Source organism: Pseudomonas sediminis (genome assembly GCF_002741105.1).
Lineage (GTDB): Bacteria > Pseudomonadota > Gammaproteobacteria > Pseudomonadales > Pseudomonadaceae > Aquipseudomonas > Aquipseudomonas sediminis.
This window is the reverse complement of sequence record NZ_NIQU01000001.1, coordinates 415,045-436,990: the sequence shown is the minus strand read 5'-3', so window position 1 is coordinate 436,990 and position 21,946 is coordinate 415,045. Positions and strand designations below refer to the sequence as shown.

23 protein-coding genes are annotated in these 21,946 nt (G+C 63.7%); 8 read left to right on the top strand and 15 right to left on the bottom strand.

The genetic code is table 11. From position 1 onward, the window contains the following. Positions 1 to 21: 21 nt before the first annotated feature. The 3 genes from ispE to CDO35_RS02115 all read right to left on the bottom strand — a co-directional run bounded on the left by ispE (position 22) and on the right by CDO35_RS02115 (position 3,471). Complete coding sequence (ispE, locus tag CDO35_RS02125; RefSeq protein WP_099522357.1) at positions 22 to 897, bottom strand: 4-(cytidine 5'-diphospho)-2-C-methyl-D-erythritol kinase; 876 nt, start codon at positions 895 to 897, stop codon at positions 22 to 24. A 232-nt stretch (positions 898 to 1,129) separates the two neighbouring features. Beyond that, positions 1,130 to 1,747, bottom strand: coding sequence for a lipoprotein insertase outer membrane protein LolB (lolB, locus tag CDO35_RS02120; RefSeq protein ID WP_099522356.1), 618 nt, complete (start codon positions 1,745 to 1,747; stop codon positions 1,130 to 1,132). Beyond that, positions 1,744 to 3,471, bottom strand: coding sequence for a tetratricopeptide repeat protein (locus CDO35_RS02115; RefSeq protein WP_099522355.1), 1,728 nt, complete (start codon positions 3,469 to 3,471; stop codon positions 1,744 to 1,746). The genes lolB and CDO35_RS02115 overlap by 4 nt, the downstream gene beginning before the upstream one ends. A gap of 209 nt (positions 3,472 to 3,680) precedes the next feature. On the opposite strand from CDO35_RS02115, the gene hemA reads away from it, so the two are divergent. The 6 genes from hemA to CDO35_RS02085 all read left to right on the top strand — a co-directional run bounded on the left by hemA (position 3,681) and on the right by CDO35_RS02085 (position 9,301). Further along, positions 3,681 to 4,961, top strand: a complete 1,281-nt coding sequence (gene hemA, locus CDO35_RS02110; RefSeq protein ID WP_099522354.1) for a glutamyl-tRNA reductase — start codon at positions 3,681 to 3,683, stop codon at positions 4,959 to 4,961. Next, positions 4,958 to 6,040, top strand: a complete 1,083-nt coding sequence (gene prfA / locus CDO35_RS02105; protein ID WP_099522353.1) for a peptide chain release factor 1 — start codon at positions 4,958 to 4,960, stop codon at positions 6,038 to 6,040. The genes hemA and prfA overlap by 4 nt, the downstream gene beginning before the upstream one ends. 281 nt (positions 6,041 to 6,321) lie before the next feature. Next, a complete protein-coding gene (prmC, locus tag CDO35_RS02100) occupies positions 6,322 to 7,155 on the top strand; it encodes a peptide chain release factor N(5)-glutamine methyltransferase (protein ID WP_099522352.1) in 834 nt (277 codons plus the stop codon). Positions 7,156 to 7,159: 4 nt separating this feature from the next. Next, positions 7,160 to 7,912, top strand: coding sequence for a molybdopterin-synthase adenylyltransferase MoeB (locus tag CDO35_RS02095; RefSeq protein WP_099522351.1), 753 nt, complete (start codon positions 7,160 to 7,162; stop codon positions 7,910 to 7,912). Then, on the top strand, positions 7,902 to 8,690 hold the full coding sequence (murI, locus tag CDO35_RS02090; protein ID WP_099522350.1) for a glutamate racemase: 789 nt from the start codon (positions 7,902 to 7,904) through the stop codon (positions 8,688 to 8,690). The genes CDO35_RS02095 and murI overlap by 11 nt, the downstream gene beginning before the upstream one ends. A 95-nt stretch (positions 8,691 to 8,785) precedes the next feature. Continuing rightward, positions 8,786 to 9,301, top strand: a complete 516-nt coding sequence (locus CDO35_RS02085) for an acyloxyacyl hydrolase (protein WP_099522349.1) — start codon at positions 8,786 to 8,788, stop codon at positions 9,299 to 9,301. 247 nt (positions 9,302 to 9,548) lie between these two features. Here the strand turns inward: CDO35_RS02085 and CDO35_RS02080 are convergent, their stop codons facing one another. The 12 genes from CDO35_RS02080 to CDO35_RS02025 form a co-directional block, all read right to left on the bottom strand. Beyond that, entirely contained in the window at positions 9,549 to 9,860 is a 312-nt protein-coding gene (locus CDO35_RS02080; RefSeq protein WP_099522348.1) for a YkgJ family cysteine cluster protein, read from the bottom strand. 62 nt (positions 9,861 to 9,922) lie between these two features. Beyond that, entirely contained in the window at positions 9,923 to 10,450 is a 528-nt protein-coding gene (locus tag CDO35_RS02075; protein WP_099522347.1) for a DUF2878 domain-containing protein, read from the bottom strand. After that, positions 10,443 to 11,717 (bottom strand): SAM-dependent methyltransferase, encoded by a 1,275-nt coding sequence (locus tag CDO35_RS02070; RefSeq protein WP_099522346.1) that lies wholly within the window; start codon positions 11,715 to 11,717, stop codon positions 10,443 to 10,445. The genes CDO35_RS02075 and CDO35_RS02070 overlap by 8 nt, the downstream gene beginning before the upstream one ends. Continuing rightward, complete coding sequence (locus CDO35_RS02065; protein WP_099522345.1) at positions 11,704 to 12,504, bottom strand: DUF1365 domain-containing protein; 801 nt, start codon at positions 12,502 to 12,504, stop codon at positions 11,704 to 11,706. The genes CDO35_RS02070 and CDO35_RS02065 overlap by 14 nt, the downstream gene beginning before the upstream one ends. Beyond that, positions 12,504 to 13,751 carry an NAD(P)/FAD-dependent oxidoreductase gene (locus tag CDO35_RS02060; protein ID WP_099522344.1) on the bottom strand — a complete coding sequence of 416 codons (1,248 nt, stop codon included), beginning with the start codon at positions 13,749 to 13,751 and terminating at the stop codon, positions 12,504 to 12,506. The genes CDO35_RS02065 and CDO35_RS02060 overlap by 1 nt, the downstream gene beginning before the upstream one ends. Beyond that, positions 13,748 to 14,503, bottom strand: a complete 756-nt coding sequence (locus CDO35_RS02055; protein WP_099522343.1) for an SDR family NAD(P)-dependent oxidoreductase — start codon at positions 14,501 to 14,503, stop codon at positions 13,748 to 13,750. Before CDO35_RS02055 ends, CDO35_RS02060 begins: the two co-directional genes overlap by 4 nt. Continuing rightward, a complete protein-coding gene (locus CDO35_RS02050) occupies positions 14,500 to 14,922 on the bottom strand; it encodes a nuclear transport factor 2 family protein (RefSeq protein ID WP_099522342.1) in 423 nt (140 codons plus the stop codon). Before CDO35_RS02050 ends, CDO35_RS02055 begins: the two co-directional genes overlap by 4 nt. Continuing rightward, on the bottom strand, positions 14,919 to 16,355 hold the full coding sequence (gene phrB, locus CDO35_RS02045; protein WP_099522341.1) for a deoxyribodipyrimidine photo-lyase: 1,437 nt from the start codon (positions 16,353 to 16,355) through the stop codon (positions 14,919 to 14,921). The genes CDO35_RS02050 and phrB overlap by 4 nt, the downstream gene beginning before the upstream one ends. Then, entirely contained in the window at positions 16,343 to 17,299 is a 957-nt protein-coding gene (locus tag CDO35_RS02040; protein ID WP_099522340.1) for a MerR family transcriptional regulator, read from the bottom strand. Before CDO35_RS02040 ends, phrB begins: the two co-directional genes overlap by 13 nt. Before the next feature lie 4 nt (positions 17,300 to 17,303). Next, a complete protein-coding gene (locus CDO35_RS02035) occupies positions 17,304 to 18,254 on the bottom strand; it encodes a YbgA family protein (protein WP_099522339.1) in 951 nt (316 codons plus the stop codon). A 170-nt stretch (positions 18,255 to 18,424) separates the two neighbouring features. Continuing rightward, a complete protein-coding gene (locus CDO35_RS02030; RefSeq protein WP_036999188.1) occupies positions 18,425 to 18,655 on the bottom strand; it encodes a TIGR02450 family Trp-rich protein in 231 nt (76 codons plus the stop codon). After that, complete coding sequence (locus tag CDO35_RS02025) at positions 18,652 to 19,638, bottom strand: NAD(P)/FAD-dependent oxidoreductase (protein WP_099522338.1); 987 nt, start codon at positions 19,636 to 19,638, stop codon at positions 18,652 to 18,654. Before CDO35_RS02025 ends, CDO35_RS02030 begins: the two co-directional genes overlap by 4 nt. Positions 19,639 to 19,829: 191 nt before the next feature. Between CDO35_RS02025 and CDO35_RS02020 the strand changes: the two genes are divergently transcribed. Both CDO35_RS02020 and hemH read left to right on the top strand, forming a co-directional pair. Further along, positions 19,830 to 20,732 (top strand): TIGR01777 family oxidoreductase, encoded by a 903-nt coding sequence (locus CDO35_RS02020; protein WP_099522337.1) that lies wholly within the window; start codon positions 19,830 to 19,832, stop codon positions 20,730 to 20,732. A gap of 12 nt (positions 20,733 to 20,744) precedes the next feature. Then, entirely contained in the window at positions 20,745 to 21,767 is a 1,023-nt protein-coding gene (gene hemH / locus CDO35_RS02015) for a ferrochelatase (protein WP_099522336.1), read from the top strand. Positions 21,768 to 21,946 lie beyond the last annotated feature (179 nt).

The following is a 21,946-nucleotide window of genomic DNA, read 5'->3' as shown; positions in this document are numbered from 1 at the left end:
GTATAACCGAATGCTGAGCATTCACTTCTTGGCCAATGCTTGGAGCCTGCGGTGCAGCATCGAAATGTTGCGACCTTGAGCGACAAAACTCGGCAGAGTGCCTGGAAGTTGGCGGGCGACTTTATCAGCATCGTCCCTATTTGGGAAGCTCCCAAATATGCAAGCTCCAGTGCCGGTCAATCTAACCTGAACAAATTTGTTCAACAAGATCAAAGCGTTACGAACTTCAGGGTAACGCTTCTCTACGACCGGCTGGCAGTCGTTTCGACCACCCCCCGCAAGAAGGCTGCGAACTTTAATGGGCGGCGTATCCCGTGTCAACTCGGGCGAGCCGAAAACTTCTGCTGTGCTTACAAAGACTTGCGGCGCGGCGACGAGGAACCAGGGTTCCTCCAGTTCGACGGGCGTCAGGCGCTCGCCAACGCCCTCGGCAAAGGCCGCGCGACCGCGCACGAATACCGGCACATCGGCGCCCAGGGCCAGACCCAGTTCGGCCAGGCGATCTTCGCCCAATCGGGTATGCCACAGGAGGTCGAGACCGAGCAGGGTGGTGGCAGCGTCCGAGCTGCCGCCGCCGATGCCGCCGCCCATGGGCAGGCGTTTGTCCAACCAGATATCGGCGCCGAGCTTCGTGCCGCTGGCTTCCTGCAGTCTTTTGGCCGCGCGCACGATCAGGTTGCTGTCATGTGGCACGCCGTCGATAGGCGTATGCAAGCGGATTTCGCCATCCTGGCGGACGCTGAAGCCAAGCTCATCGCCGTGGTCGAGAAACTGAAACAGGGTCTGCAGCTCGTGATAGCCGTCGGCGCGACGGCCGAGGATATGCAGCATCAGGTTGAGCTTGGCAGGGGCGGGCAGGATCAGTTCGGCGTGGGTGGGGATGGCGGTGTTGGTCATGGGGTGCGCTGAAGAGTCGTGTTAGGGGCTTGTCTCCCCTCTCCCGCTTGCGGGAGAGGGGCGGGGGAGAGGGGCGGCAAATCACCCTCTCCCCGGCCCTCTCCCATAAATGGGAGAGGGAGTGGTCCGCGGAAGTAGCAGGCCGCGTGGCCTATCCACGCGGCTGCGTGCTATGGGAGGCGCTGGGCAAGCTGTCGCGGCTAAAGCCCCTCCCACAGGATGTGCCGCTGGCTTATTGGCCGAGCTGACGCGGCTGCCAGTCCTTGATCACCAAGGTCACTTCCAGGTCCTGGCCATAGAGCTTCAGGCGCTCCGGCAGGGCGTAGCCGTTCTGCTCGGTGTAGCGTTGGTATTCGACCTTCCAGCCGTCCTGCTCCAGCTGCGCCAGGTGGCTTTCGCCATCGAGGGTGATGCGGCTGCGGCTTTCCGGGGCGGGCAGGCCGCGAATCCACCAGAGCAGGTTGGACACCGGCAGGTCCAGGCGCAGTTGCTCGCGCAGCAGATCTTCCGGCGATTCGGCGCGGTAGCGGCCACGGTTGGACACTTCCAGCAGGATGTCACCCGGACGGCCGGTCAGGCGGGCGGCGCCGCCACCGAGCGGGCCGGACAGGCGAATGTCGTAGTAATCCTGGCGCTGCAGCCAGAACAGTGTGGCGCTGCCGGAGTCTTGCGGGGCGCGAATGCCGATCTTGCCGTTGATCTGCCAGCCATCGAGCTGGGTGATCTGCTGCTTGTGAGCCTTCCACTTGGCCGGATCGCCCTGGCCTTCCAGCGCTTCGTGCGAGGTAAGGCCGGCGCAACCGGCAAGCAGGGCGATAAGGCTGAATACGAGTAGGTGACGAAGCATCAAAGAGTCTCGGAACCGGTCAGGCGCAACAGCGTGTCACGCAGAATGGGGCTGTCTGGCGCATCGGCGAAGGCGTCGCGCCAGACGCGTTTGGCTTCGCGCTGTTTACCTTGGGCCCAGAGCACTTCGCCCAGGTGCGCGGCCACTTCGTGGTCGGGGAATTTCTCCAGGGCCTGGCGCAGCAGGCGCTCGGCCTCGTCGAGGTTGCCCAGGCGGTAGTTGACCCAGCCAAGGCTGTCGAGAATCGCCGGGTCGTCCGGGTTGAGCTGGTGCGCTTTCTCGATCAGCTCGCGCGCTTCTTCATAACGCGTGGTGCGGTCGGCCAGGGTGTAGCCGAGGGCATTGAGTGCCATGGCATGTTCCGGCTCGCGCTGGATGATGTAGCGCAGGTCGGTTTCCAGCTGGGCCAGGTCGTCGCGCTTTTCCGCGAGCATGGCGCGGGTGTAGAGCAGATTGAGGTCATTGGGATACTGCTCCAGGCCCTCGTTGATCACTTTCCAGGCCGGCTCGATTTGGCGGCGATTGCTCAGGCCTTCGGCTTCGATCAGGTACAGCTGGATGGCGTAATCGGGCTGCGCGTCGCGTGCCTGGGCCAGGCGTGCGCTGGCTTCGTCGCTGCGCTGCTGGGCGAACAGCAGCTCGGCCTGGCGTTGCTGGGCCGGCAGATAGTCGTTGCTCGGACCGACCTGGGCGTATTCCTGCAGGGCGCTGTCGTTGTCGTTCAGTGCCTCATAAGCGCGGCCAAGGTTGTAGTGCGCGGCATCGACATGGCTGCGGCGCTCGACCAGCTCTTCCAGATAAACGATGGCTTCTTCCCAGGCTTCGGCTTCCAGGCACACCAGGGCCAGGGAGAAGCGCAGGTCGTCGTCGTTGGGGTTTTCCTGCACCAGCTTGGAGAATTCGCCCTTGGCGTCGTCGAGGCGATCCTGCTCGACCAGCAGGCGCGCGTAGGTCAGGCGCAGGCGTTTGTCTTCGGGGTTGTTGCGGATGCCTTTCTGCAGCAGTGGCATGGCCTCTTTGCCGCGGCCGAGGCTTTGCAGCAGGCGAGCGCGCAGCAGGATCGGCGACACCTCGTTGGTGCTCGCAGCGCTGTCTTCGAGCAGTTCCAGTGCCTCTTCGGCACGGCCGTCCTGTTGCAGCAGGATGGCCTTGCCGAACAGCAGCTGGCTGTTGTCCGGGTTCTTGCTGAGCAGGCGGTCGAAGCCTTGCAGCAGCCCGGCGCGGGTGTCCGGGTCGGTTTCCGCGGCGGACAGGGCGAGGAAATCGAAGTGGGTGTCGCCCTGGCGCTGCAGCACCTGCTCCATAAAGGTCATGGATTCGTCGTAACGGCCGGCGCGGGCCAACTGCACGGCGGCGGCGCGTTGCGCATCGATGTTGCTCGGCGCGTTACGCGCCCAGATCAGTGCGCTCTCGAGCGCAGGCTGTTCGGCGCCGAGGTACTCGGCAATGCGGAAGGCGCGTTCGGCTACGCCGGCATCGCCAGTGACCTGCGCCTGTTGCACGTAGTTACCGAGGGCAATATCGAAACGATTGCGCTGCCCGGCCAGCTCCGCAGTGAGCAGGGCGAACAGGGTTTCCTGGCTGAACGAGCCGTATTCGCTCGGCTCCAGCTGGGTGGTCTGGTCGGCCTCCTGTACCGGCGGCGTACCGTCCGGCTCGCTGGGGGCGAAGGTTTGGCAGCCGCTGAGGAAGGCGAATGCAGTGAGCAACGCGAGGGGTCTGTTCATAGTGCCTTGTCGTGCGTTATTCCGGGGCGGGGGCCGTGCTGGCGCGTGCCCTGCGACGTTCGCGGCATCATGACACAAGCCTTGGAGCAAGCCCACTGGCCAGGACGATGCGGCGAACTGTCTATTGGGACAATAGGTCGCGGGAGTTGTTCTCTCGGGGGCGAAGTAGGACAATTGCCGGCTCCCGTATTGCCCCTCAGCGACCCTGCATGGCCTTTATCGCCCTCGGTATCAACCACAAGACCGCCTCGGTAGAGGTGCGCGAGCGCGTTGCCTTTACCCCTGAGCAACTGGTCGAGGCGTTGCAGCAGCTGTGTCGGCTGACGCCCAGTCGTGAGGCAGCGATCCTCTCCACCTGCAACCGCAGCGAGTTGTACCTGGAGCAGGACCAACTGAGCAGCGACGAAGTGCTGCAGTGGCTGGCCGACTATCACCGCCTGAGCATCGACGAGTTGCGTGCCTGCGCCTACGTGCACAGCGAGGATGACGCGGTTCGGCACATGATGCGTGTGGCGTGCGGGCTGGATTCGATGGTACTGGGCGAGCCGCAGATTCTCGGCCAGCTCAAGTCCGCCTACGCCGTGGCGCGTGAGGCCGGCACCGTAGGGCCATTGCTCGGGCGCCTGTTCCAGGCCACCTTCAGCACCGCCAAGACCGTGCGCACCGATACCGCCATCGGCGAGAACCCGGTGTCGGTGGCTTTCGCTGCGGTCAGCCTGGCCAAGCAGATCTTCGCCGACCTGCACCGCAGCCAGGCGCTGCTGATCGGCGCCGGCGAGACCATCAGCCTGGTGGCGCGCCACCTGCACGATCAGGGCATCAAGCGTATCGTTGTCGCCAACCGCACCCTGGAGCGCGCCAGTCAACTGGCTGAGCAGTTCGGCGCCCATGCCGTGCTGCTGTCGGACATTCCCGACGAACTGGCGCACAGCGATATCGTCATCAGCTCCACCGCCAGCCAGTTGCCGATTCTCGGCAAGGGGGCGGTGGAAAGTGCGCTGAAAAAGCGCAAGCACAAGCCGATCTTCATGGTCGACATCGCCGTGCCGCGCGACATCGAGTCGCAGGTGGGCGAGCTGGATGACGTCTACCTCTATACCGTCGATGACCTGCACGAAGTCATCGAGGAAAACCTCAAGAGCCGTCAGGGCGCAGCGCAGGCTGCCGAGGAGCTGGTGGCTGCCGGCACCGACGACTTCATGCAGCGCCTGCGCGAGCTGGCTGCGGTCGACGTGCTCAAGGCCTACCGTCAGCAGGCCGAGCGCCTGCGCGACGATGAGCTGGCCAAGGCGCAGCGCATGCTGGCCAACGGCAGCAACCCTGAAGACGTGCTGGCGCAACTGGCGCGAGGCCTGACCAACAAGCTACTGCACGCGCCCAGCGTGCGCATGAAGAAACTTACTGCCGAGGGGCGCGTCGACGCGCTCAGCCTGGCCCAGGAATTGTTCGCCCTCGACGAGAGCGCGCCGCAGGACAAAGGTCTGCAATGAAAGCTTCACTGTTGAACAAGCTGGACAACCTCAGCGACCGCTTCGAGGAACTCACGGCGCTGCTCGGCGATGCCGAAGTGATTTCCAAGCAGACGCAGTTCCGCGCCTATTCCAAGGAATACGCCGAGATCGAGCCGGTGATCGCCACCTTCCGCGAGCTGCGCAAGGTACAGAGCGACCTCGAAGGTGCCCAGGCACTGCTCAAGGACAGCGACCCGGATCTGCGTGAGATGGCCGAGCTGGAGGTGGATCAGGCCAAGGAGGCGCTGGTCGGCCTGGAAGACAAACTGCAGCGCATGCTGCTGCCGAAAGACCCCAACGACGGCCGCAACGTCTATCTGGAAGTGCGCGCCGGCACCGGCGGTGACGAGGCCGCGATCTTCTCCGGCGACCTGTTCCGCATGTACTCGCGCTACGCCGAGAGGCAGGGCTGGCGCGTCGAGGTGCTGTCGGCCAATGAGGGTGAGCACGGCGGCTTCAAGGAAGTGATCGCCCGCGTCGAGGGTGACAACGTCTACGCCAAGCTCAAGTTCGAGTCCGGTGCTCATCGCGTGCAGCGCGTGCCGGAGACCGAGTCCCAGGGCCGCATCCACACCTCGGCCTGCACCGTGGCGGTGCTGCCGGAGCCGGACGAACAGGCCGCCATCGAGATCAATCCGGCCGATCTGCGCGTCGATACCTACCGCAGCTCCGGCGCTGGTGGTCAGCACGTCAACACCACCGACTCGGCGATCCGCATTACCCACATCCCTACCGGCACCGTGGTTGAATGTCAGGAAGAGCGCTCGCAGCACAAGAACCGCGCCAAGGCCATGGCCTGGTTGGCGGCCAAGCTGCAGGACCAACAGGAAGCGGCGGCGCACAAGGAAATCTCCGAAACGCGCAAGCTGCTGGTGGGCTCCGGTGACCGCTCCGAGCGCATCCGTACCTACAACTTCCCGCAGGGCCGGGTGACCGACCACCGCATCAACCTGACCCTGTATTCGCTCAATGAAGTGATTGCCGGTGGCGTGGAGGCGGTGATCGAGCCGCTGCTGGCCGAATACCAAGCTGATCAGTTGGCGGCGCTGGGCGATTGAGTTTCGCTTGATCTCGTTGCGGTGCGCCGTGCGCACCGTAGCCCGGAGCAATCCGGGAGGAGCTGACAGCAAGCGCTAACTTAGCGCCGAACAGTCCCCTCTCCCCTCGGGGAGAGGGTTAGGGAGAGGGGGCGCAATGGTACACCCTCTCCCCCGGCCCCCGCTCTGCGCCCCAGCCCCTCGCAGAGCTCAGGGCGCTTGAGCGGGCGAAGCGATGCTTCGCTATTTCCGCTCAAGCCCCGCAAGCGGGAGAGGGGAGAAGAATGCCGCCAGGATGAACCATGGCCACCATCGAATCCCTGCTCCACACCGCTGACCTGCCCGACTCGCCTACACCGCGATTGGATGCGGAGTTGCTGCTGGCCGCCGCGTTGAGCAAGCCACGCAGCTACCTGCGCACCTGGCCGGAGCGCGAGTTGGAGGCCGATCAACTGGCGTTGTTCCAGGCGAATTTGCAGCGCCGCCGCGAGGGTGAGCCGGTTGCTTATATCCTCGGTCATCAGGGCTTCTGGAGCCTCGATCTGGAGGTGGCGCCACATACCCTGATCCCACGTCCGGACACCGAGCTGCTGGTGGAAACTGCGCTCGAACTGGTACCCGCCACACCGCTGGCTGTACTCGATCTGGGCACTGGTACCGGCGCCATCGCCCTGGCCCTGGCCAGCGAGCGCCCGGCCTGGCAGGTGACCGGTGTGGATCGCGTCGAAGACGCCGTGGCCCTGGCCGAGCGCAATCGCCAGCGCCTGCAACTGGGTAACGCCCGCTTCGTGCACAGCCACTGGTTTTCCGCCCTGGTTGGGCAGCGCTATGGCCTGATCCTGAGCAACCCGCCTTATATCCGTGCGGACGACCAGCACCTCGAACAGGGTGACGTGCGTTTCGAGCCGAGCAGCGCCCTGGTCGCCGGCTGTGACGGGCTGGACGATATTCGTGCGATCATCCAGGCCGCGCCGCAGCATCTGCTATCCGGAGGCTGGCTGTTGCTGGAGCACGGCTTCGACCAAGCCGAGGACGTACGCAGCTTGCTCAGCGATGGCGGCTTCGCCGAGGTCGAGAGCCGGCGTGACCTGGGCGACCACGAACGCATCAGTTTGGGACGTTTCGACCGTGAGTGATCAGATGCTGAGCGATGATGAACTGCTGCGTTACAGCCGGCAGATCCTGCTGAAACAGATCGATGTGGAAGGGCAGCTGCGCCTGAAGCAGGGGCGTGTGCTGATCGTCGGCATGGGCGGGCTGGGCTCGCCCGTGGCCTTGTACCTGGCCGCCGCCGGTGTCGGCGAACTGCACCTGGCTGACTTCGATACGGTCGATTTGACCAACCTGCAACGGCAGATTGCCCACGACACAGCCAGCATCGGCCAGGCCAAGGTGGACTCGGCCATGGCGCGTCTGGCGGCGATCAACCCGCAGGTCACCCTGGTGCCGCATCGCCAGGCGCTGGACGCCGATTCGCTGGCCGCCGCGGTCAGTGGTGTCGATCTGGTGCTGGACTGCTCGGATAATTTCTTCACCCGCGAGGCGGTCAATGCCGCCTGCGTCGCGGCCGGCAAACCGCTGGTCTCCGGTGCGGCGATCCGCCTGGAAGGGCAACTGTCGGTGTTCGACCCGCGCAATGAAGCCAGCCCTTGCTACCACTGCCTGTACGGCCACGGTAGCGAAGCCGAGCTGACCTGTAGCGAGGCCGGTGTGGTCGGGCCGCTGGTTGGCCTGGTCGGTAGCCTGCAGGCACTGGAGGCGCTCAAGCTGTTGGCCGGTTTTGGCGAGCCACTGGTGGGCCGCCTGCTGCTGATCGACGCGCTGGGCACACGTTTTCGCGAGTTACGGGTCAAGCGCGATCCGGCCTGCGGTGTTTGTGGCGATGCCCAGTAACGCGCCGATCGGCGTTTTCGACTCGGGCGTTGGCGGCCTGTCGGTGCTGCGCGAGATTCGTCAATTGCTGCCCAACGAAACGCTGCTCTATGTCGCCGACAGCGGCCATGTGCCCTATGGCGAGAAAAGCCCGGAGTACATTCGCGAACGCTGCGTTGTGATCACCGAGCACTTGCTGGCGCAGGGCGCCAAGGCCCTGGTGCTGGCCTGCAATACGGCTACGGCCGCTGCTGGCGCTGAGCTGCGCGCACGTTATCCACAACTGCCCATCGTCGGCATGGAGCCTGCGGTGAAACCGGCTGCGGCGGCGACCCGCAGTGGCGTAGTCGGCGTGCTGGCAACCACCGGTACGCTCAAGAGCGCCAAGTTCGCTGCGCTGCTCGATCGCTTCGCCAATGACGTGCGGGTGATCACTCAGCCCTGTCCGGGCCTGGTGGAATGCATCGAAGCGGGCGAGCTACAGGCGCCCACCACGCGAGAGTTGCTGCAAGGTTATGTCACGCCGCTGTTGGCCGAGGGCTGTGACACGCTGATTCTCGGCTGCACGCATTACCCCTTCCTGCGTCCGTTGCTGAGCCAACTGGTGCCGGCCTCGGTGAGCTTGATCGATACCGGCGCGGCTGTGGCGCGGCAGCTACAGCGTTTGCTTGCTCAGCACGACATGCTGGCAACCGAGCCCGCTCAGGCCACTCGCTATTGGAGCAGCGGAAAAACTGCACAGCTTTGCCGCGTATTGCCGATTTTGCTGAGTGAAGAGGCCGAAGTTCGTTCGATATAGTGAATCTTTTTCAAATTAGGCGTTCTCTGATATCGAATACTTCTATATTTTTGCAACGAGCCTAATAAAAACCTCTCGCTATAAAGGAATGACTCATGAAGAAGTTGTGTGCCTTTGCTGCAGCAGCGGCCCTGACGTATGGAGCTATGGGTGCTGCACAGGCTGCGGATGTAACCGCAGCTATTGGTCAGAGCGGTGATTCAACGATGGTTTATCGCCTGGGCGCGCAGTGGGATTGGAACCACAGCTGGCTGGAGAGCAGCTACGGCCGTCTGACTGGCTACTGGGACCTGGGTTACACCTACTGGGATGGTGACGAGACAGCGAGCAACCACAGCGTTTCCTTCGCGCCGGTATTCGTTTACGAGTTCGCCGGGCAGAACGTGCGCCCTTACATCGAAGCCGGTATCGGCGTTGCGGCCTTCTCCAGCACCGAGCTGGAAAGCAACGAACTGGGTTCGTCGTTTCAGTTCGAAGACCGCATCGGCGTCGGCCTGCGTTTCGCCGGGCAGGAAATCGGCCTGCGTGCGATCCACTATTCCAACGCCGGTCTGAAGAAGCCAAACGATGGTGCCGAAGCCTACACCGTGCATTACCGCATGAGCTTCTGAACAAGAAGATCGGGCTAGCCCTGATGCCGATCAGATAAGACTCAATGTCTGGTACGGATGGCCTTTGTAGGATGCGCTGTGCGCACCAATGAAGGCAACACAGGTATTTCGGTGCGCACGGCGCACCCTACCTAACTGAATAAAAAAGGCCGGGCAAATGCCCGGTCTTTTTTATTCAGCAGAATAGTTACCGCTCTGTGCGCATTATGGCTTGGGATAACCGCGGCAGGCGTAGGCGGTTGGCTCGCTATTGATAGGCCTGAGCGATGCCGCGACGCTCTTCCAGGCACTCACTGGCGCCCAGTTCGAACTCCCGGCAGATCAGTGGGCGCACTTCGTAGATGGTACAGCGCATGCTGTTGCGGTCCAGCGCTGCGCACCAGTTGTCGTCCAGGCGACGCATCACTTCGCTGCCCCACTGGTCGGTATCGATGAAGCGTTGCGGTACGCCTTCATCGCCGAACAGCATCACTTCCAGCTGGCAGCAGCAGGCCGCGCAGGTGCTGCAACTGACTTCGGGCTCGGTTGGCAGTTGGGTATGGGGAATGGTCTGGTTCATGGCGCGGCAGTGTACGCCATGCGCTGGTGATCAGGGGCCTGGGCTGACCGGCGCACCGCAGCCTAGGCCGACTGACGGCTACGCAGGCGCTGCTCGTACTGGGCACGATACAGTTTGGCGAAACCGTGCAGCACCGGCATCACCACGGCCCAGACCAGCGCCAGAATGGCCAGGGTCTGCCAGGTGCCGAGTGGCAGGGTGACGCCGGCGATCTTGGCGCCGCCGTAGTAGGACAGCGGCGCGGCAACCGCGCCGAGCAGGCTGGCTCGCCACCAGGGCTGGGCAGTCCAGGCCAGGCAGTGATTGAGCGTGCTGGCCAGCAGCAGCCAGAGCAGGGCCAGCCAAAGAGGGATCAGCTGGCGCTCCTCGCCGAAATCGAACACACCGAGGTTGAGCAGAAAGCTGTCCAGCGCACTGCCGGCGAGAAACACGCTGAGCAGCAGCTTGCCTTCGGCTGCCCAACTGCTGACCCACAGCAGGTGCACGGCAATGATCGCCGCCACCACCAGCAGCCAGGGGCTGTCGCCGGCGAAGACGCAGACCAGCCAGCCGAGCTGGAACAGGAGGGCATTGGCGATCAGCTTAGGCATCGAAATTTCCTAACAGAGGCGCAGGGCGAGCGGCCGGTTTGGCCAGCAGCAATTGTGCGGTGCCAATGGTGCGTTCGAGGAAGCCGCCTTCGCAATAGCAGAGGTAGAACTCCCACAGGCGATAGAAGTAATCGTCGTAGCCCAGTTGCTCCAGGCGTTGCCGCGCGTGGCGCAGGTTGTCGTGCCACAGGCGCAGGGTGCGCGCGTAGTGCAGGCCGAAGTCTTCCATGTGATGCAGGTTGAAGTCGGTGTGTCGGGTTACGACATCGAGCATCTTGTTTACCGAAGGCAGGGCGCCACCGGGGAAGATGTAACGCTGGATGAAGTCCACCGACTTGCAGGCTTGCTCGTAGCGTTGATCACGAATGGTGATGGCCTGCAGCAACATCAGGCCATCGGCTTTGAGCAGGCGCGCGCATTGCTCGAAATAGGTGGGCAGGAAGCGGTGGCCGACGGCTTCGATCATCTCGATGGACACCAGTTTGTCGTACTGGCCATCGAGGTCGCGGTAGTCCTCCAGCAGCAGGGTGACGCGATCCTCCAGGCCCAGCTCGCGAATGCGTCGCTCGGTGTGGGCGTGCTGCTCGCGAGACAGTGTCGTGGTGGTCACCCGGCAGCCGTAATGGGTCGCGGCGTAGATGGCCATGCTGCCCCAGCCCGTGCCGATTTCCAGCAGATGGTCGGACGGTTGCAACGCGAGCTTCTGGCAGATGCGTTCGAGCTTGTTGAGCTGAGCCTGTTCCAGAGTGTCCTCCTCGCTCGTGAACATCGCCGCGGAGTACATCATGGTCGGGTCGAGGAACTGTTCGAACAGGTCGTTACCCAGGTCGTAGTGCGCGGCGATGTTGCGACGCGAGCCTTGCCGAGTGTTGCGGTTGAGCCAGTGCAGGCCCTGGATCAACGGGCGCCCCAGGCGTGCCAGGCCGCCTTCCATGGCGTCCAGCACATCGAGGTTGGCGACGAAGATGCGAATCACCGCAGTCAGGTCCGGCGTGCTCCAGTAGCCATGTATGTAGGCTTCGCCCGAGCCGATCGAGCCATTGCCCGCCACCAGACCCCAGACCGCAGGGTCATGCACGGTGATTTCGGCGCGCAGATGAGCCTGGGGGTTGCCGAAGTGCAGGCTGTCACCGGCTTCATGAATTACCAGCAGACCGTGGTGCAGGTTCTGCAGCTGGCGCATCACGGCGCGCCGCAACAGACCGGCGCCAATGCCGTTGCCACTGCGTACCAGGCTTCTTGTTGCGGTCAGGCTAGAGCTCTTCATGGGGCATGTCCTTCGCTTGCGGGCGGGCTACACGGAAGCTGCCTTCCGCGGGCTTGTGGTCGAAAATCGGGATGCGCTTGAATAGCAGGCGCATCGCCTGCCAGTAGATGGCGGCCAGGGTTTTGCCGGTCATCCAGGGGAAACTGAGCAGATAGCGGTGCAGGCTGGCGCGGTCGAGAGCTTCGCGGTGCAGGCTGAGGCTGGCATCGAACATCTTGATTTCGCCCTGCCAGTCGGCCATGTGCACGCCAAGGCGTTCGCCGACGGCGCTGAAACTCATGCGGTATTGCAGCTCGCGCGGCAGGAAAGGCGAGACGTGAAAGGCCTTGTCGACGCTGACCTGGTGACGGCCTTCGCCCTCTGCCGGCAGCACGTAGTGATAACGCTCACGCCACGGCGTATTGCTGACTTCGCAGAGAATCGCCATCAGGCGCTGGTCGGCGTCATGGCAGTAGAAGATGCTCACCGGGTTGAAGGCCAGGCCCCAGCTGCGCGGCTGCGTCAGCACGCAGATGCGACCTTGCGGGCGTGTGCCCAGTGCCTGCTCCACACGATCGCGCACTGCCTCATGCAGCGCCACGCCCTGGCGGGTGAATTCGGGCAGGTAATCGCTCTCGCGAAAGGAGAATGGCGCAAAGCGGCTGGAGCCGGCCAGCTTTGACAGGGCGAACAGTTGCGCCTGTTCGCTCAGGTCGAGGTACAGCAGGCCCATGCGATAGCGAAAGGCATGGGCGCGCGGGGCGAAGCGTCGATGCTGCACCCAGCCGCTGTACAGGGCGCTGTGCATCAGAGCGTCTCTCCGAAGGCACGCGCGACGCGCAGGGCGCTGACTACGCCATCTTCGTGGAAGCCATTGGCCCAGTAGGCGCCGCAATAGTAGGTGTTTTGCGCGCCCAGCAACTCTTCCCAGCGCGCCTGCGCGGCGGTACCCGCCAGGCTGTACTGCGGGTGGGCGTACTGAAAGCGTGCGAGGATCTTGCTCGGGTCGATGGCGGCCGTCTGGTTGAGGCTGACGCAGAAGGTGGTATCGCTGTCGATGCCCTGCAGGATGTTCATGTTGTAGGTCACGGCCGCCGGCTGGTCGCTAGGCCCACCCAGACGATAGTTCCAGCTGGCCCAGGCCAGCTTGCGCTTGGGCAGTTGGCGCGTGTCTGTATGCAGTACCACGTCGTTGTTGGCATAGGGCAAGGCGCCGAGAATCTCCCATTCCTTTTCGCTGGCCTGATCGAGCAGGGCCAGGGCCTGGTCGCTGTGGCAGGCGAAGATCACCTTGTCGAAGCGTTCGCTGCCGGCTGCGCTGTGCAGGGTGACGCCGTCCTCATCGCGCACGACGCGGCTGACCGGGCAGTTGAGGCGAATGCGCTCGGCGAAGCTGGCGGTCAGCGGTGCCACATAGCTGCGTGAGCCGCCTTCGATCACCTGCCAGGTCGGGCGGTCGCTGACCGAGAGCAGGCCGTGGTTCTTGCAGAAGCGCACGAAGAACTGCAGCGGAAAACCGAGCATGTCGGCCAGCGACATCGACCAGATGGCCGAACCCATCGGCACGATGTAATGCTCGATGAAGCGGCGGCCATAGCCGTTGCTGTCGAGGTATTGACCGAGCGTGGTGTCGGCGTCGATGCGATTGCTGGCCAGGTCGTCCAGCGACTGGCGATTGAAGCGCAGGATGTCGCGCAGCATGCCCCAGAACGCCGGTGACACCAGGTTGCTGCGCTGGGCGAACAGGGTGTTGAGGTCGTGACCGTTGTATTCCACGCCGGTGGCCGGGTCGCTGACCGAGAAGCTCATTTCGGTGGGTTTGAAGCCGACGCCGATTTGTCCCAGCAGGCGGATGAAGTTGGGGTAGGTCCAGTCGTTGAAAACGATGAAACCGGTATCGACGGCGTAGCTGCGGCCGTCCACCTGCACGTCGACGGTATGGGTATGGCCGCCGATCCAGTCGCTGGCCTCGAACACCTGAATGTCGTGCTGGCGGTTGAGCAGGTAGGCGCAGGTCAGGCCGGCGATGCCGCTGCCGACGATGGCGATTTTCATGCGTTGTCCTCGTTACGCGCCAAGCGGCGACCTATGGCCAGTTGTAGGCTGCTGGGCAGGCTGCCGAGCAGTTTCAGGATGGCGATGAAGGGGGTGGGGAAAGCGATCTCGTGCGGGCGCTTGTCCAGGCGTGCGGCGATGTGCCGTGCGGCGCGCTCCACCGGCCAGCGCATAGGCATGGGGAAGTCGTTCTTCTGCGTCAGCGGGGTATCGACGAAACCGGGACTGACCAGGGTGACGTCGATGCCTTCTACCGCCAGGTCGATGCGCAATGTCTGCATCAGGTAGCGCATCGCCGCCTTGGACGCACCGTAGGCCTCGGCGCGTGGCAGCGGCAGGAAAGTGACCGAACTACCGACGCCGACCAGGTGCGGGCGGTTTCCTCGGCGCAGCAAGGGCAGGGCGGCCTCGATGCAGTAGCTGGCGGCGAACAGGTTGGTGCTGATCACGCGTTCTATCATCGCCGCCTCGAACTGGCGCACCTCGATGTATTCGCAGGTGCCGGCGTTGAGGATCACGCAATCCAGCGCGCCCCACTGTTGAGCGATGCGTTCGCCAATCGCGCGCACCTGCTCGGCGTCGGTCAGGTCGCCGGGAGCGACCAGCACCTGTTCGCCATAGCGCGCGGCGAAATCCTGCAATGGGCCGCTGCTGCGTGCGCTCAGCGCCAGTTGATGGCCGGCCTTGAGCAACTCCTCGGCCAGTGCGGCACCGATACCGCTGCTGGCGCCAGTGAGCCAGATACGTTTCATGCCAGCCTCCGCTTCAACCAGGCGATCACGCTGCCGAGCACTGGCAGATGTTCATAGAGCAGTGCGCCAGCATCGAAGTAGTCACGGTGTTGATAAACGCGCTCACGCCAGAGCAGGTGCGAGCAGCCTTCTACGGCGATTTCCTCGCTGCCGCGCAGGCGTGGGTGGCGATAGCGCATGGTCCAGCGCAGGTAGCCTTCACCTTCGGCGACCTGATCGAAACCATGGAACTCGAAACGCAGCGCTTCGACGTTGGCGTAGAGTTCGGCGAAATAGCGGCGCAGCGCCGTCAGCCCATGCACTTCATGCAGCGGGTCGCGAAACAGCACATCGTCGCTGTACAGCTCGCCGAGCATATCGAGGTTGTCCTTGTTCAGCGCGGCGAAACGCTCGGCGAAGTCGTGAAGAAATGCACTCATGCCGGAACCTCCCGCGAAGACAGGTTCTTGAACGCCGCCAGCGCGCGTTCACGCGAGCGTGACAGATCGACGATCGGGCGTGGATAACCGGCGGGTGCGAACAGGCCGCCCAGTGCGGACGGGTCATGGATATCACGCTTGTTCAGACCAGCCAGTTCCGGCACCCACTGGCGAATGAACTGGCCATCGGGATCGAATTTCTGCGACTGGCTGATCGGGTTGAAAATGCGGAAGTAGGGCGCTGCGTCGGTACCGGTGGAGGCGCTCCACTGCCAGCCACCGTTGTTCGCGGCCAGGTCGCCGTCGATCAGGTGGCGCATGAAGAAGCGCTCGCCTTCGCGCCAGTCGATCAGCAGGTTCTTGGTCAGGAACATGGCCACGATCATGCGCAGGCGGTTGTGCATCCAGCCGGTTTCCAGCAGTTGGCGCATGGCGGCATCGATGATCGGCAAGCCGGTGCGGCCCTCTTGCCAGGCGGCCAGATCCTCCGGGGCGTCACGCCATGGCAGCGCCTCGGTTTCCACGCGGAAGGCGCGGTGGCGCGATACTCGTGGATAGCCGACCAGTGTGTGCTTGTAGAACTCACGCCAGAGCAGTTCGTTGATCCAGGTGACGATGCCTGGGTTGCCACTGTCGAACTCACCCTGATTGGCGGCGAGTGCGGCATGCAGGCATTGCCGCGGCGATACGACGCCGGCGGCCAGATAGGCCGACAGCTGGCTGGTGCCAGGCTTGGCGGGGAAGTCGCGTTCGTCCTTGTAGTAGGCCACCTGCTCGTCGGCAAAGCGCTCCAGGCGCTGCAGCGCGGTGTGCTCGCCGGCGGGCCAGAGCAGGCGCAGGCTGTCGCTGGGGGTAGCGAAACCCTCTACGGTTTCGGGAACGACGTCACTGCTGATGGCCTGTGGCGTTTGTGCCTTCGGGGGGGCGATCAAGGCTGGCAGGGCTGTGTGCAGACGCTCGTAGCACACCTTGCGGAACTGGCTGTAGACCTGGAAATAGCCGCCGGAGCGGGTCAGTACGCTGCCAGGTTTGAACAACAGTTGATCTAGATGGCTGTGCCAGGCGATGGACTGCTGGCTGAGGTAGGCACAGACCTGCTGATCGCGCTGGCTCTCGTTGATGCCGTACTCCTCGTTGACGTGCACGGCGCTGATGTCGTGTTCATGGCAGACCTCGGCGACCTGCAGCGGCGCCTCGCTCCAGTCGTGGCAGTGACGTACCAGTAGCGGCACATTGAGCGCCGCCAGGGCCTTGCTCAGCTCCGCCAGGTTGCGCAGCCAGAAGTCCACCTTGCTCGCGGCGTCGTCATGGTGCTGCCACTGGCCGGGCGTGATGAGATACAGGGCGATGGTCGCGCCGCTGCTCATGGCGCGGCTCAGGGCGGTGTTGTCCTGTGTGCGCAAGTCGCTGCGAAACCACATCAGTTGCTGCATGGGGTTACCTCTTGAACGCCGAGCAAGCCCCAGCGGAACAGCCAGGCGTGCGCGGTGAGCGGGTCGCTCGCCGACTCCAGATTAGTCAACGAGTCGCGATGGATGTGGGCTGCGGGACCTGCGAGCAACAGCGGCACCTGGCATTGTTCAGCCAGGCGCGGTAGATGGCGGCGTACCAGGGTGCCGTCCAGCGCTTCCTCGGCGTACAGCAGCACGGCGCGCGGGGCGATGAGTTCCAGTGCGGTCAGCAGTTCGTTGGGCGGCACCGGCCAATCGAAAACTTCCACTGGGCAGTCGCTGGCGCTGGCCAACCAGGCACACAACCACAGGCCCGGCTCTATCGGCGCCTCGCCAAGGTTCATCAGCAGTAGCGGCGCACCACCGACCTGACGATTGCAATGGTAAATGCGGGTGGCCAACTTGCTGCGCAGCCAGCTCAGGAAAAACACTTGCTCGGCGCGTGCCCCGAACTGACCTTGCCAGCGCTGACGCAAGTCACCCAGCAGTGGCCACAGCAGCTGTTCCACCAGGGTGCTGGCTGGGTAGAGCGCCAGTGCCGAGTTGAAGCGGTCGTCGAGCCGTCGCTCATTAAGCTGGGCGATGCAGCCGAGTAGTTCGTTGCGCTGACGTGACCAGGTATCGGTAGTAGTGGCTTGCGGCACCTGCTCATGGTCGAGCAGCGCCTTGACCTGACCGACTGCAACGCCGCGCGCCAGCCAGGCGAGGATGGCGTTGATGCGCACGAGGTTGGCCGGCGAGTAGAGGCGGTGCCCCTTGGGTGTGCGGTACGGCACGATCAGGCCATAGCGGCGTTCCCAGGCTCGCAGGGTCACGGCATTGATGCCGGTACTGCGGGCTACCTCGCGGATCGGCAGGTAGCCCTCGTCGAGCGCCTGGCGGTAGTCGTGGCCGGTTTCTTCTTCGGCGATGGTTTCGCTGGTCATGGCATCACAGCGCGTTGCGCAGGCTGAGTGGCTCGGGGTGCGGCTGCAGATACGCCTGCCCGGCGATATAGCGATCCGGGTGACGGCGGAAGTGGTGCTTGAGCAGCGTCAGCGGTACCACCAGCGGCACGATGCCCTCGCGGTATTGACCGATCAGTTGCTGCATCTCCTGCTTCTCGTCGGCACTCAGGGTGCGTTTGAGGTAGCCGCTCAGGTGCTGCAGCACATTGCTGTGGGTGCCACGAGTGGCGCATTTCTTCAGCGCGCTCATCAGTTCGCTGAAATAGCGCGGCGCCAGTTCGCCCAGGTCGTGCTGGCTGAGGTCGCCGAGCATGCGCCCGAGCGACTTGTAGCGCACCGGATCGGTGGCCATCAGCAGGTACTTGTAGCGCGAGTGGAAGGCGATCAGTGAACGGCGCGTCAGACCCTGCAGCAGCAGGCGTTGCCATTCGGCGTGGGCGTAAACGCGGGTGATGAAGTTCTCGCGCAGGACCGGGTCGTTGAGGCGACCGTCTTCTTCCACCGGCAGATTCGGGTGCCGCGCGCAGAAGGCGGCGGCGAAGATGCCGCGGCCCGGCTCGCTCGGGCGTCCGCCTTCCTGGTAGACCTTGACCCGCTCCAGGCCGCAGGAGGGCGACTGCTGCATGAAGATGTAGCCGCTGATGCCCTGCAGCTCGTTGGCCATGCGCTCGCCGTAGGCGGCCAGGGCATCGGTGACGTCGCGCGAGCGGTCGACGCTGCCGACAGCACGCGGCTCGTGTGGGTCGCCAACCAGACGAATCGGTTCCCTCGGAATCGACATGCCGATGCCGACCTCGGGGCAGACCGGGATGAAATCGAAGTGTTCGGTGAGGCTGCGGCTGCACAGGCGCGACAGCTTGTGGCCGCCGTTATAGCGGACTTCGGCGCCCAGCAGGCAGGCGCTGATGCCCAGTTTGGCTTTGCTCGCTTGCATAACCTGACCTCGTTAGACCTTGTACATGCAGTAATCCATGTACAACTTGCGTCTATCATAGGTGTGTAGTTGTACAAGTCAAATGCTTTGTATAGGTCTGGTAATGGTTTTCTTGTGCAGGCAGACGGCGTCAGCCGATGGGGGGGCTGACGCCAGGTTTCGTGGGAGGGTCAGCGCCAGCCTTGCAGCCAGCGTTCGGTATCTTGTAGTTGACGCCAGTCGAGCTGCTGGCTGCGTTGTGTGAGCACCGCCTGAAGCTCGACGCCGAGGACGTTGTCTTGCTCGTCGCGGATCAGTTCGGTCACCAGGAAATGACGCTCGCGATTCTGCGGCTGCGCGGCCGTCCATTTCGACAGCAGCAGTTTGCGTGGGTTGAGACGACGCTTGTCGGGCGTGCTCATTGCAGGTGCTCGAGCAGGCGGCGTGCAGCATCCTGGCCGCTGAGCCAGGCACCTTCGACGCGGCCCGACAGGCACCAGTCGCCACAGGCGTACAGGCCCAGGTCGGCGTCGGCCAGCGCGCCCCATTGGTGGGCTTGGGCCGGGCGGGCATAGAGCCAGCGGTGCGCGAGGGTGAAGCTTGGGGCCGGCACGGCGCAACCGATCAGTTCGGCGAAGGCTCCGTGCAACTGTTCGATCACTGCTTCCTTGGGCAGATCCAGGTTCTGTCGGCTCCAGGCGCTGCTGGCGTGCAGCACCCAGGTGTCGAGGTGATTGTCGCGGCCGGGTTTGCTGCGGTTGCGTGCCAGCCAGTCGAGTGGGCTGTCCTGCACGAAGCAGCCTTCCACGCGGGTATCAAGCGGGCGTTCGAAGCCCAGCGCCACCGCCCAGGTCGGCTCCATGATCACGCTCGCTGCGGTGCCAGCCAGTTTCGGCGCGGCTGCCAGCAGGGCACTGGCTTGGGGCGCGGGTGTAGCGACGATCACATGGCTGTAGGGACCGTGGCTGTTGCCTTCGGCATCGAGCAGGCTCCAGTAGCGGTCGCCACGGAACACTTCGGTGATACGGCAACTGAATTTGACCGGCAGGGCGCCGAGCATGGCACGGGTGATGGCACTCATACGCGGACTGCCGACCCAGCGTAGTTGCTCGTCAGGTGAGGCGCTGAGCTGGCCGTCCTGGGCGTTGTACAGGCTCGGTTGCCACTCGGCGACCCAGCCACGCGCCTGCCATTGCTGCACCACCTCGACGAAGCGGCGGTCGCGTGCGGTGAAGTATTGTGCGCCGAGATCCAGGCTGCCTGCGTCACTGCGCTTGCTCGCCATGCGCCCGCCGCTACCACGGCTCTTGTCGAACAGTTCGATATCCTGGCCGGCGGCGTGCAGGGCCTGGGCGGCGGATAGCCCTGCGATGCCGGTGCCGATGATGGCGATGGGTGCGTTCATGGTTACCTCGTCAGCGCTGAATGCTATACAGGCTAAGGTTTGGACAAAAGCTATACAAGAGTGTTTTCATGTATAACTGTCGCCGAAAGCGGCGCTCCCTTGCTTTAGGTTTAGGACAAACGCGACAGGTATGCGCGTCATGAACCAGACTAAAGGTGAAGTTTCTTCCATTGCCATGCGAGGACGATGCCATGCATATCCTGCTGACCGGCGGCACCGGTCTGATCGGACGAGCGCTCTGCGCGCACTGGAGCGAGCAGGGCCACCGCTTGACTGTCTGGAGTCGTGAGCCAAGCAAGGTCGCGCGTCTCTGCGGGGCCGATGTTCGAGGCATTGCCCGGCTTGAAGAGCTGGGTGAAGAACCACTGGATGCGGTGATTAATCTGGCTGGCGCGCCCATTGCTGACCGCCCCTGGAGCAGCAAGCGCAAGGCGCTGCTGTGGTCCAGCCGTATCGGGGTGACCGAGCAGTTGCTGGCCTGGCTGCAGGGGCGTACACAGCGTCCAGCGGTGTTGCTGTCGGGCTCGGCGGTGGGGTGGTACGGCAACGGCGGTGAACGTGAGCTGAGTGAAGATACGCCGCCGGTCACTGATGATTTCGCCGCCCAGTTGTGTGGCGCCTGGGAAGAAACTGCACAACGCGCCGAGGAGTTGGGGGTTCGTGTGGTGCTGGTGCGCACCGGCCTGGTGCTGAGCCCTGACGGCGGCATGCTCAAGCGTTTGTTGCTGCCGTTCAAGCTTGGTGTTGGCGGCCGGATTGGCGATGGCCGGCAGTGGATGCCCTGGATTCATATCGCCGATCAAATCGGCCTGATCGATTTTCTCTTGCAGCAGGGCGATGCTCGCGGTCCTTATAATGCCTGCGCGCCGCTACCGGTACGTAATGCCGAGTTCACCAAGGCGTTGGGACAAGCGCTGAGTCGCCCGACCATTTTCCCGGCGCCGGCCTTCGTCCTGCGCACTGCATTGGGCGAGATGTCCGAGTTGCTGCTGGGCGGTCAGCGCGCCGTGCCGACGCGTCTGCTGGAGGCAGGTTTCAGTTTTCGTTTCACCCATCTGGATGTGGCACTAGCCGATCTGCTGGGCCATCAATAGCTAGGATTTCGCATGACCGATCACGCATTGTTGCTGGTTAACCTGGGTTCGCCCGCGTCCACCGAAGTAGCCGATGTTCGCCGTTACCTCAATCAGTTCCTGATGGATCCCTACGTGATCGACCTACCCTGGCCGCTGCGTCGATTGCTGGTGTCGCTGATTCTGATCAAGCGTCCTGCGGCATCGGCGCACGCCTATGCCTCGATCTGGTGGGAAGACGGTTCGCCGCTGGTAGTGATCAGCCGCCGTCTGCAGGAAGCGATGAAGGCTCAGTGGACCCAGGGCCCGGTGGAACTGGCCATGCGTTATGGCGAGCCTTCCATCGAGTCGACCCTGCAGCGTCTGGCCGCGCAGGGGATTCGTGAGGTGACCCTGGCGCCGTTGTATCCGCAGTTTGCCGACAGCACCACCACCACGGTGATCGAGGAGGTCAAGCGGGTGGTGCGTGAGCGTGGGCTGGACATGCGTCTGTCCACGCTGCCGCCGTTCTACGATCAGCCGGAGTATCTTGATGCCCTGGTCGCCAGTGCCAAGCCTTACCTGGAGCAGGAATTCGATCACCTGTTGCTGAGCTTCCACGGCCTGCCGGAACGTCACCTGCACAAGCTCGATCCCAGCGGTCACTGCCTGAAAGGTGACGACTGCTGCCGCAGCGCTTCGCCCGCGGTACTCGCCAACTGTTACCGCGCGCAATGCCTGCGCAGCGCCGAGTTGTTCGCTCAGCGCATGGGCCTGCGCCCTGAGCAGTGGTCGGTGAGCTTCCAGTCGCGCCTGGGGCGCGCCAAGTGGATCGAGCCCTACACCGAGACGCGTCTCGACGAGTTGGCGGCGCAGGGCGTGAAGAAGCTGCTGGTGATGTGCCCGGCCTTCGTCGCCGACTGCATCGAGACCTTGGAGGAGATCGGCGACCGTGGCCGCGAGCAGTTCGTCGAGGCCGGTGGTGAAAGCCTGCAGCTGGTTCCCTGCCTGAACGATCATCCTGACTGGGCGGCGGCATTGAAGGTGTTGTGCGAGCGCGCGCCCGTTATGGTCTGAGGGACTGTTGACCGTCGGGGCGAGCCATTCGCCTCGGCGGGTATGAAGCATTCGCCGATCTGATAACACCTTCGAGCGATACTCACTGCCGTTTATATCGTCCTAAGCTGGCGACTCTTTCAACCGTCGCGCATCGCGTCAAGGGCACTTCTAAAAACTATCTGCGTTGTCATCCCTGC

Coding starts and splice junctions, on each gene's coding strand:
- hemH (WP_099522336.1), top strand. CDS start 20,745: ATGACCGATCACGCATTGTTGCTGGTTAACCTGGGTTCGCCCGCGTCC.
- murI (WP_099522350.1), top strand. CDS start 7,902: ATGCCCAGTAACGCGCCGATCGGCGTTTTCGACTCGGGCGTTGGCGGC.
- prfA (WP_099522353.1), top strand. CDS start 4,958: ATGAAAGCTTCACTGTTGAACAAGCTGGACAACCTCAGCGACCGCTTC.
- CDO35_RS02035 (WP_099522339.1), bottom strand. CDS start 18,254: ATGCAAGCGAGCAAAGCCAAACTGGGCATCAGCGCCTGCCTGCTGGGC.
- hemA (WP_099522354.1), top strand. CDS start 3,681: ATGGCCTTTATCGCCCTCGGTATCAACCACAAGACCGCCTCGGTAGAG.
- CDO35_RS02115 (WP_099522355.1), bottom strand. CDS start 3,471: ATGAACAGACCCCTCGCGTTGCTCACTGCATTCGCCTTCCTCAGCGGC.
- phrB (WP_099522341.1), bottom strand. CDS start 16,355: ATGCAGCAACTGATGTGGTTTCGCAGCGACTTGCGCACACAGGACAAC.
- CDO35_RS02070 (WP_099522346.1), bottom strand. CDS start 11,717: ATGAAGAGCTCTAGCCTGACCGCAACAAGAAGCCTGGTACGCAGTGGC.
- prmC (WP_099522352.1), top strand. CDS start 6,322: ATGGCCACCATCGAATCCCTGCTCCACACCGCTGACCTGCCCGACTCG.
- CDO35_RS02020 (WP_099522337.1), top strand. CDS start 19,830: ATGCATATCCTGCTGACCGGCGGCACCGGTCTGATCGGACGAGCGCTC.
- CDO35_RS02085 (WP_099522349.1), top strand. CDS start 8,786: ATGAAGAAGTTGTGTGCCTTTGCTGCAGCAGCGGCCCTGACGTATGGA.
- CDO35_RS02065 (WP_099522345.1), bottom strand. CDS start 12,504: ATGCACAGCGCCCTGTACAGCGGCTGGGTGCAGCATCGACGCTTCGCC.
- ispE (WP_099522357.1), bottom strand. CDS start 897: ATGACCAACACCGCCATCCCCACCCACGCCGAACTGATCCTGCCCGCC.
- CDO35_RS02075 (WP_099522347.1), bottom strand. CDS start 10,450: ATGCCTAAGCTGATCGCCAATGCCCTCCTGTTCCAGCTCGGCTGGCTG.
- CDO35_RS02060 (WP_099522344.1), bottom strand. CDS start 13,751: ATGAAAATCGCCATCGTCGGCAGCGGCATCGCCGGCCTGACCTGCGCC.
- CDO35_RS02040 (WP_099522340.1), bottom strand. CDS start 17,299: ATGACCAGCGAAACCATCGCCGAAGAAGAAACCGGCCACGACTACCGC.
- CDO35_RS02030 (WP_036999188.1), bottom strand. CDS start 18,655: ATGAGCACGCCCGACAAGCGTCGTCTCAACCCACGCAAACTGCTGCTG.
- CDO35_RS02050 (WP_099522342.1), bottom strand. CDS start 14,922: ATGAGTGCATTTCTTCACGACTTCGCCGAGCGTTTCGCCGCGCTGAAC.
- CDO35_RS02095 (WP_099522351.1), top strand. CDS start 7,160: ATGCTGAGCGATGATGAACTGCTGCGTTACAGCCGGCAGATCCTGCTG.
- CDO35_RS02080 (WP_099522348.1), bottom strand. CDS start 9,860: ATGAACCAGACCATTCCCCATACCCAACTGCCAACCGAGCCCGAAGTC.
- CDO35_RS02055 (WP_099522343.1), bottom strand. CDS start 14,503: ATGAAACGTATCTGGCTCACTGGCGCCAGCAGCGGTATCGGTGCCGCA.
- CDO35_RS02025 (WP_099522338.1), bottom strand. CDS start 19,638: ATGAACGCACCCATCGCCATCATCGGCACCGGCATCGCAGGGCTATCC.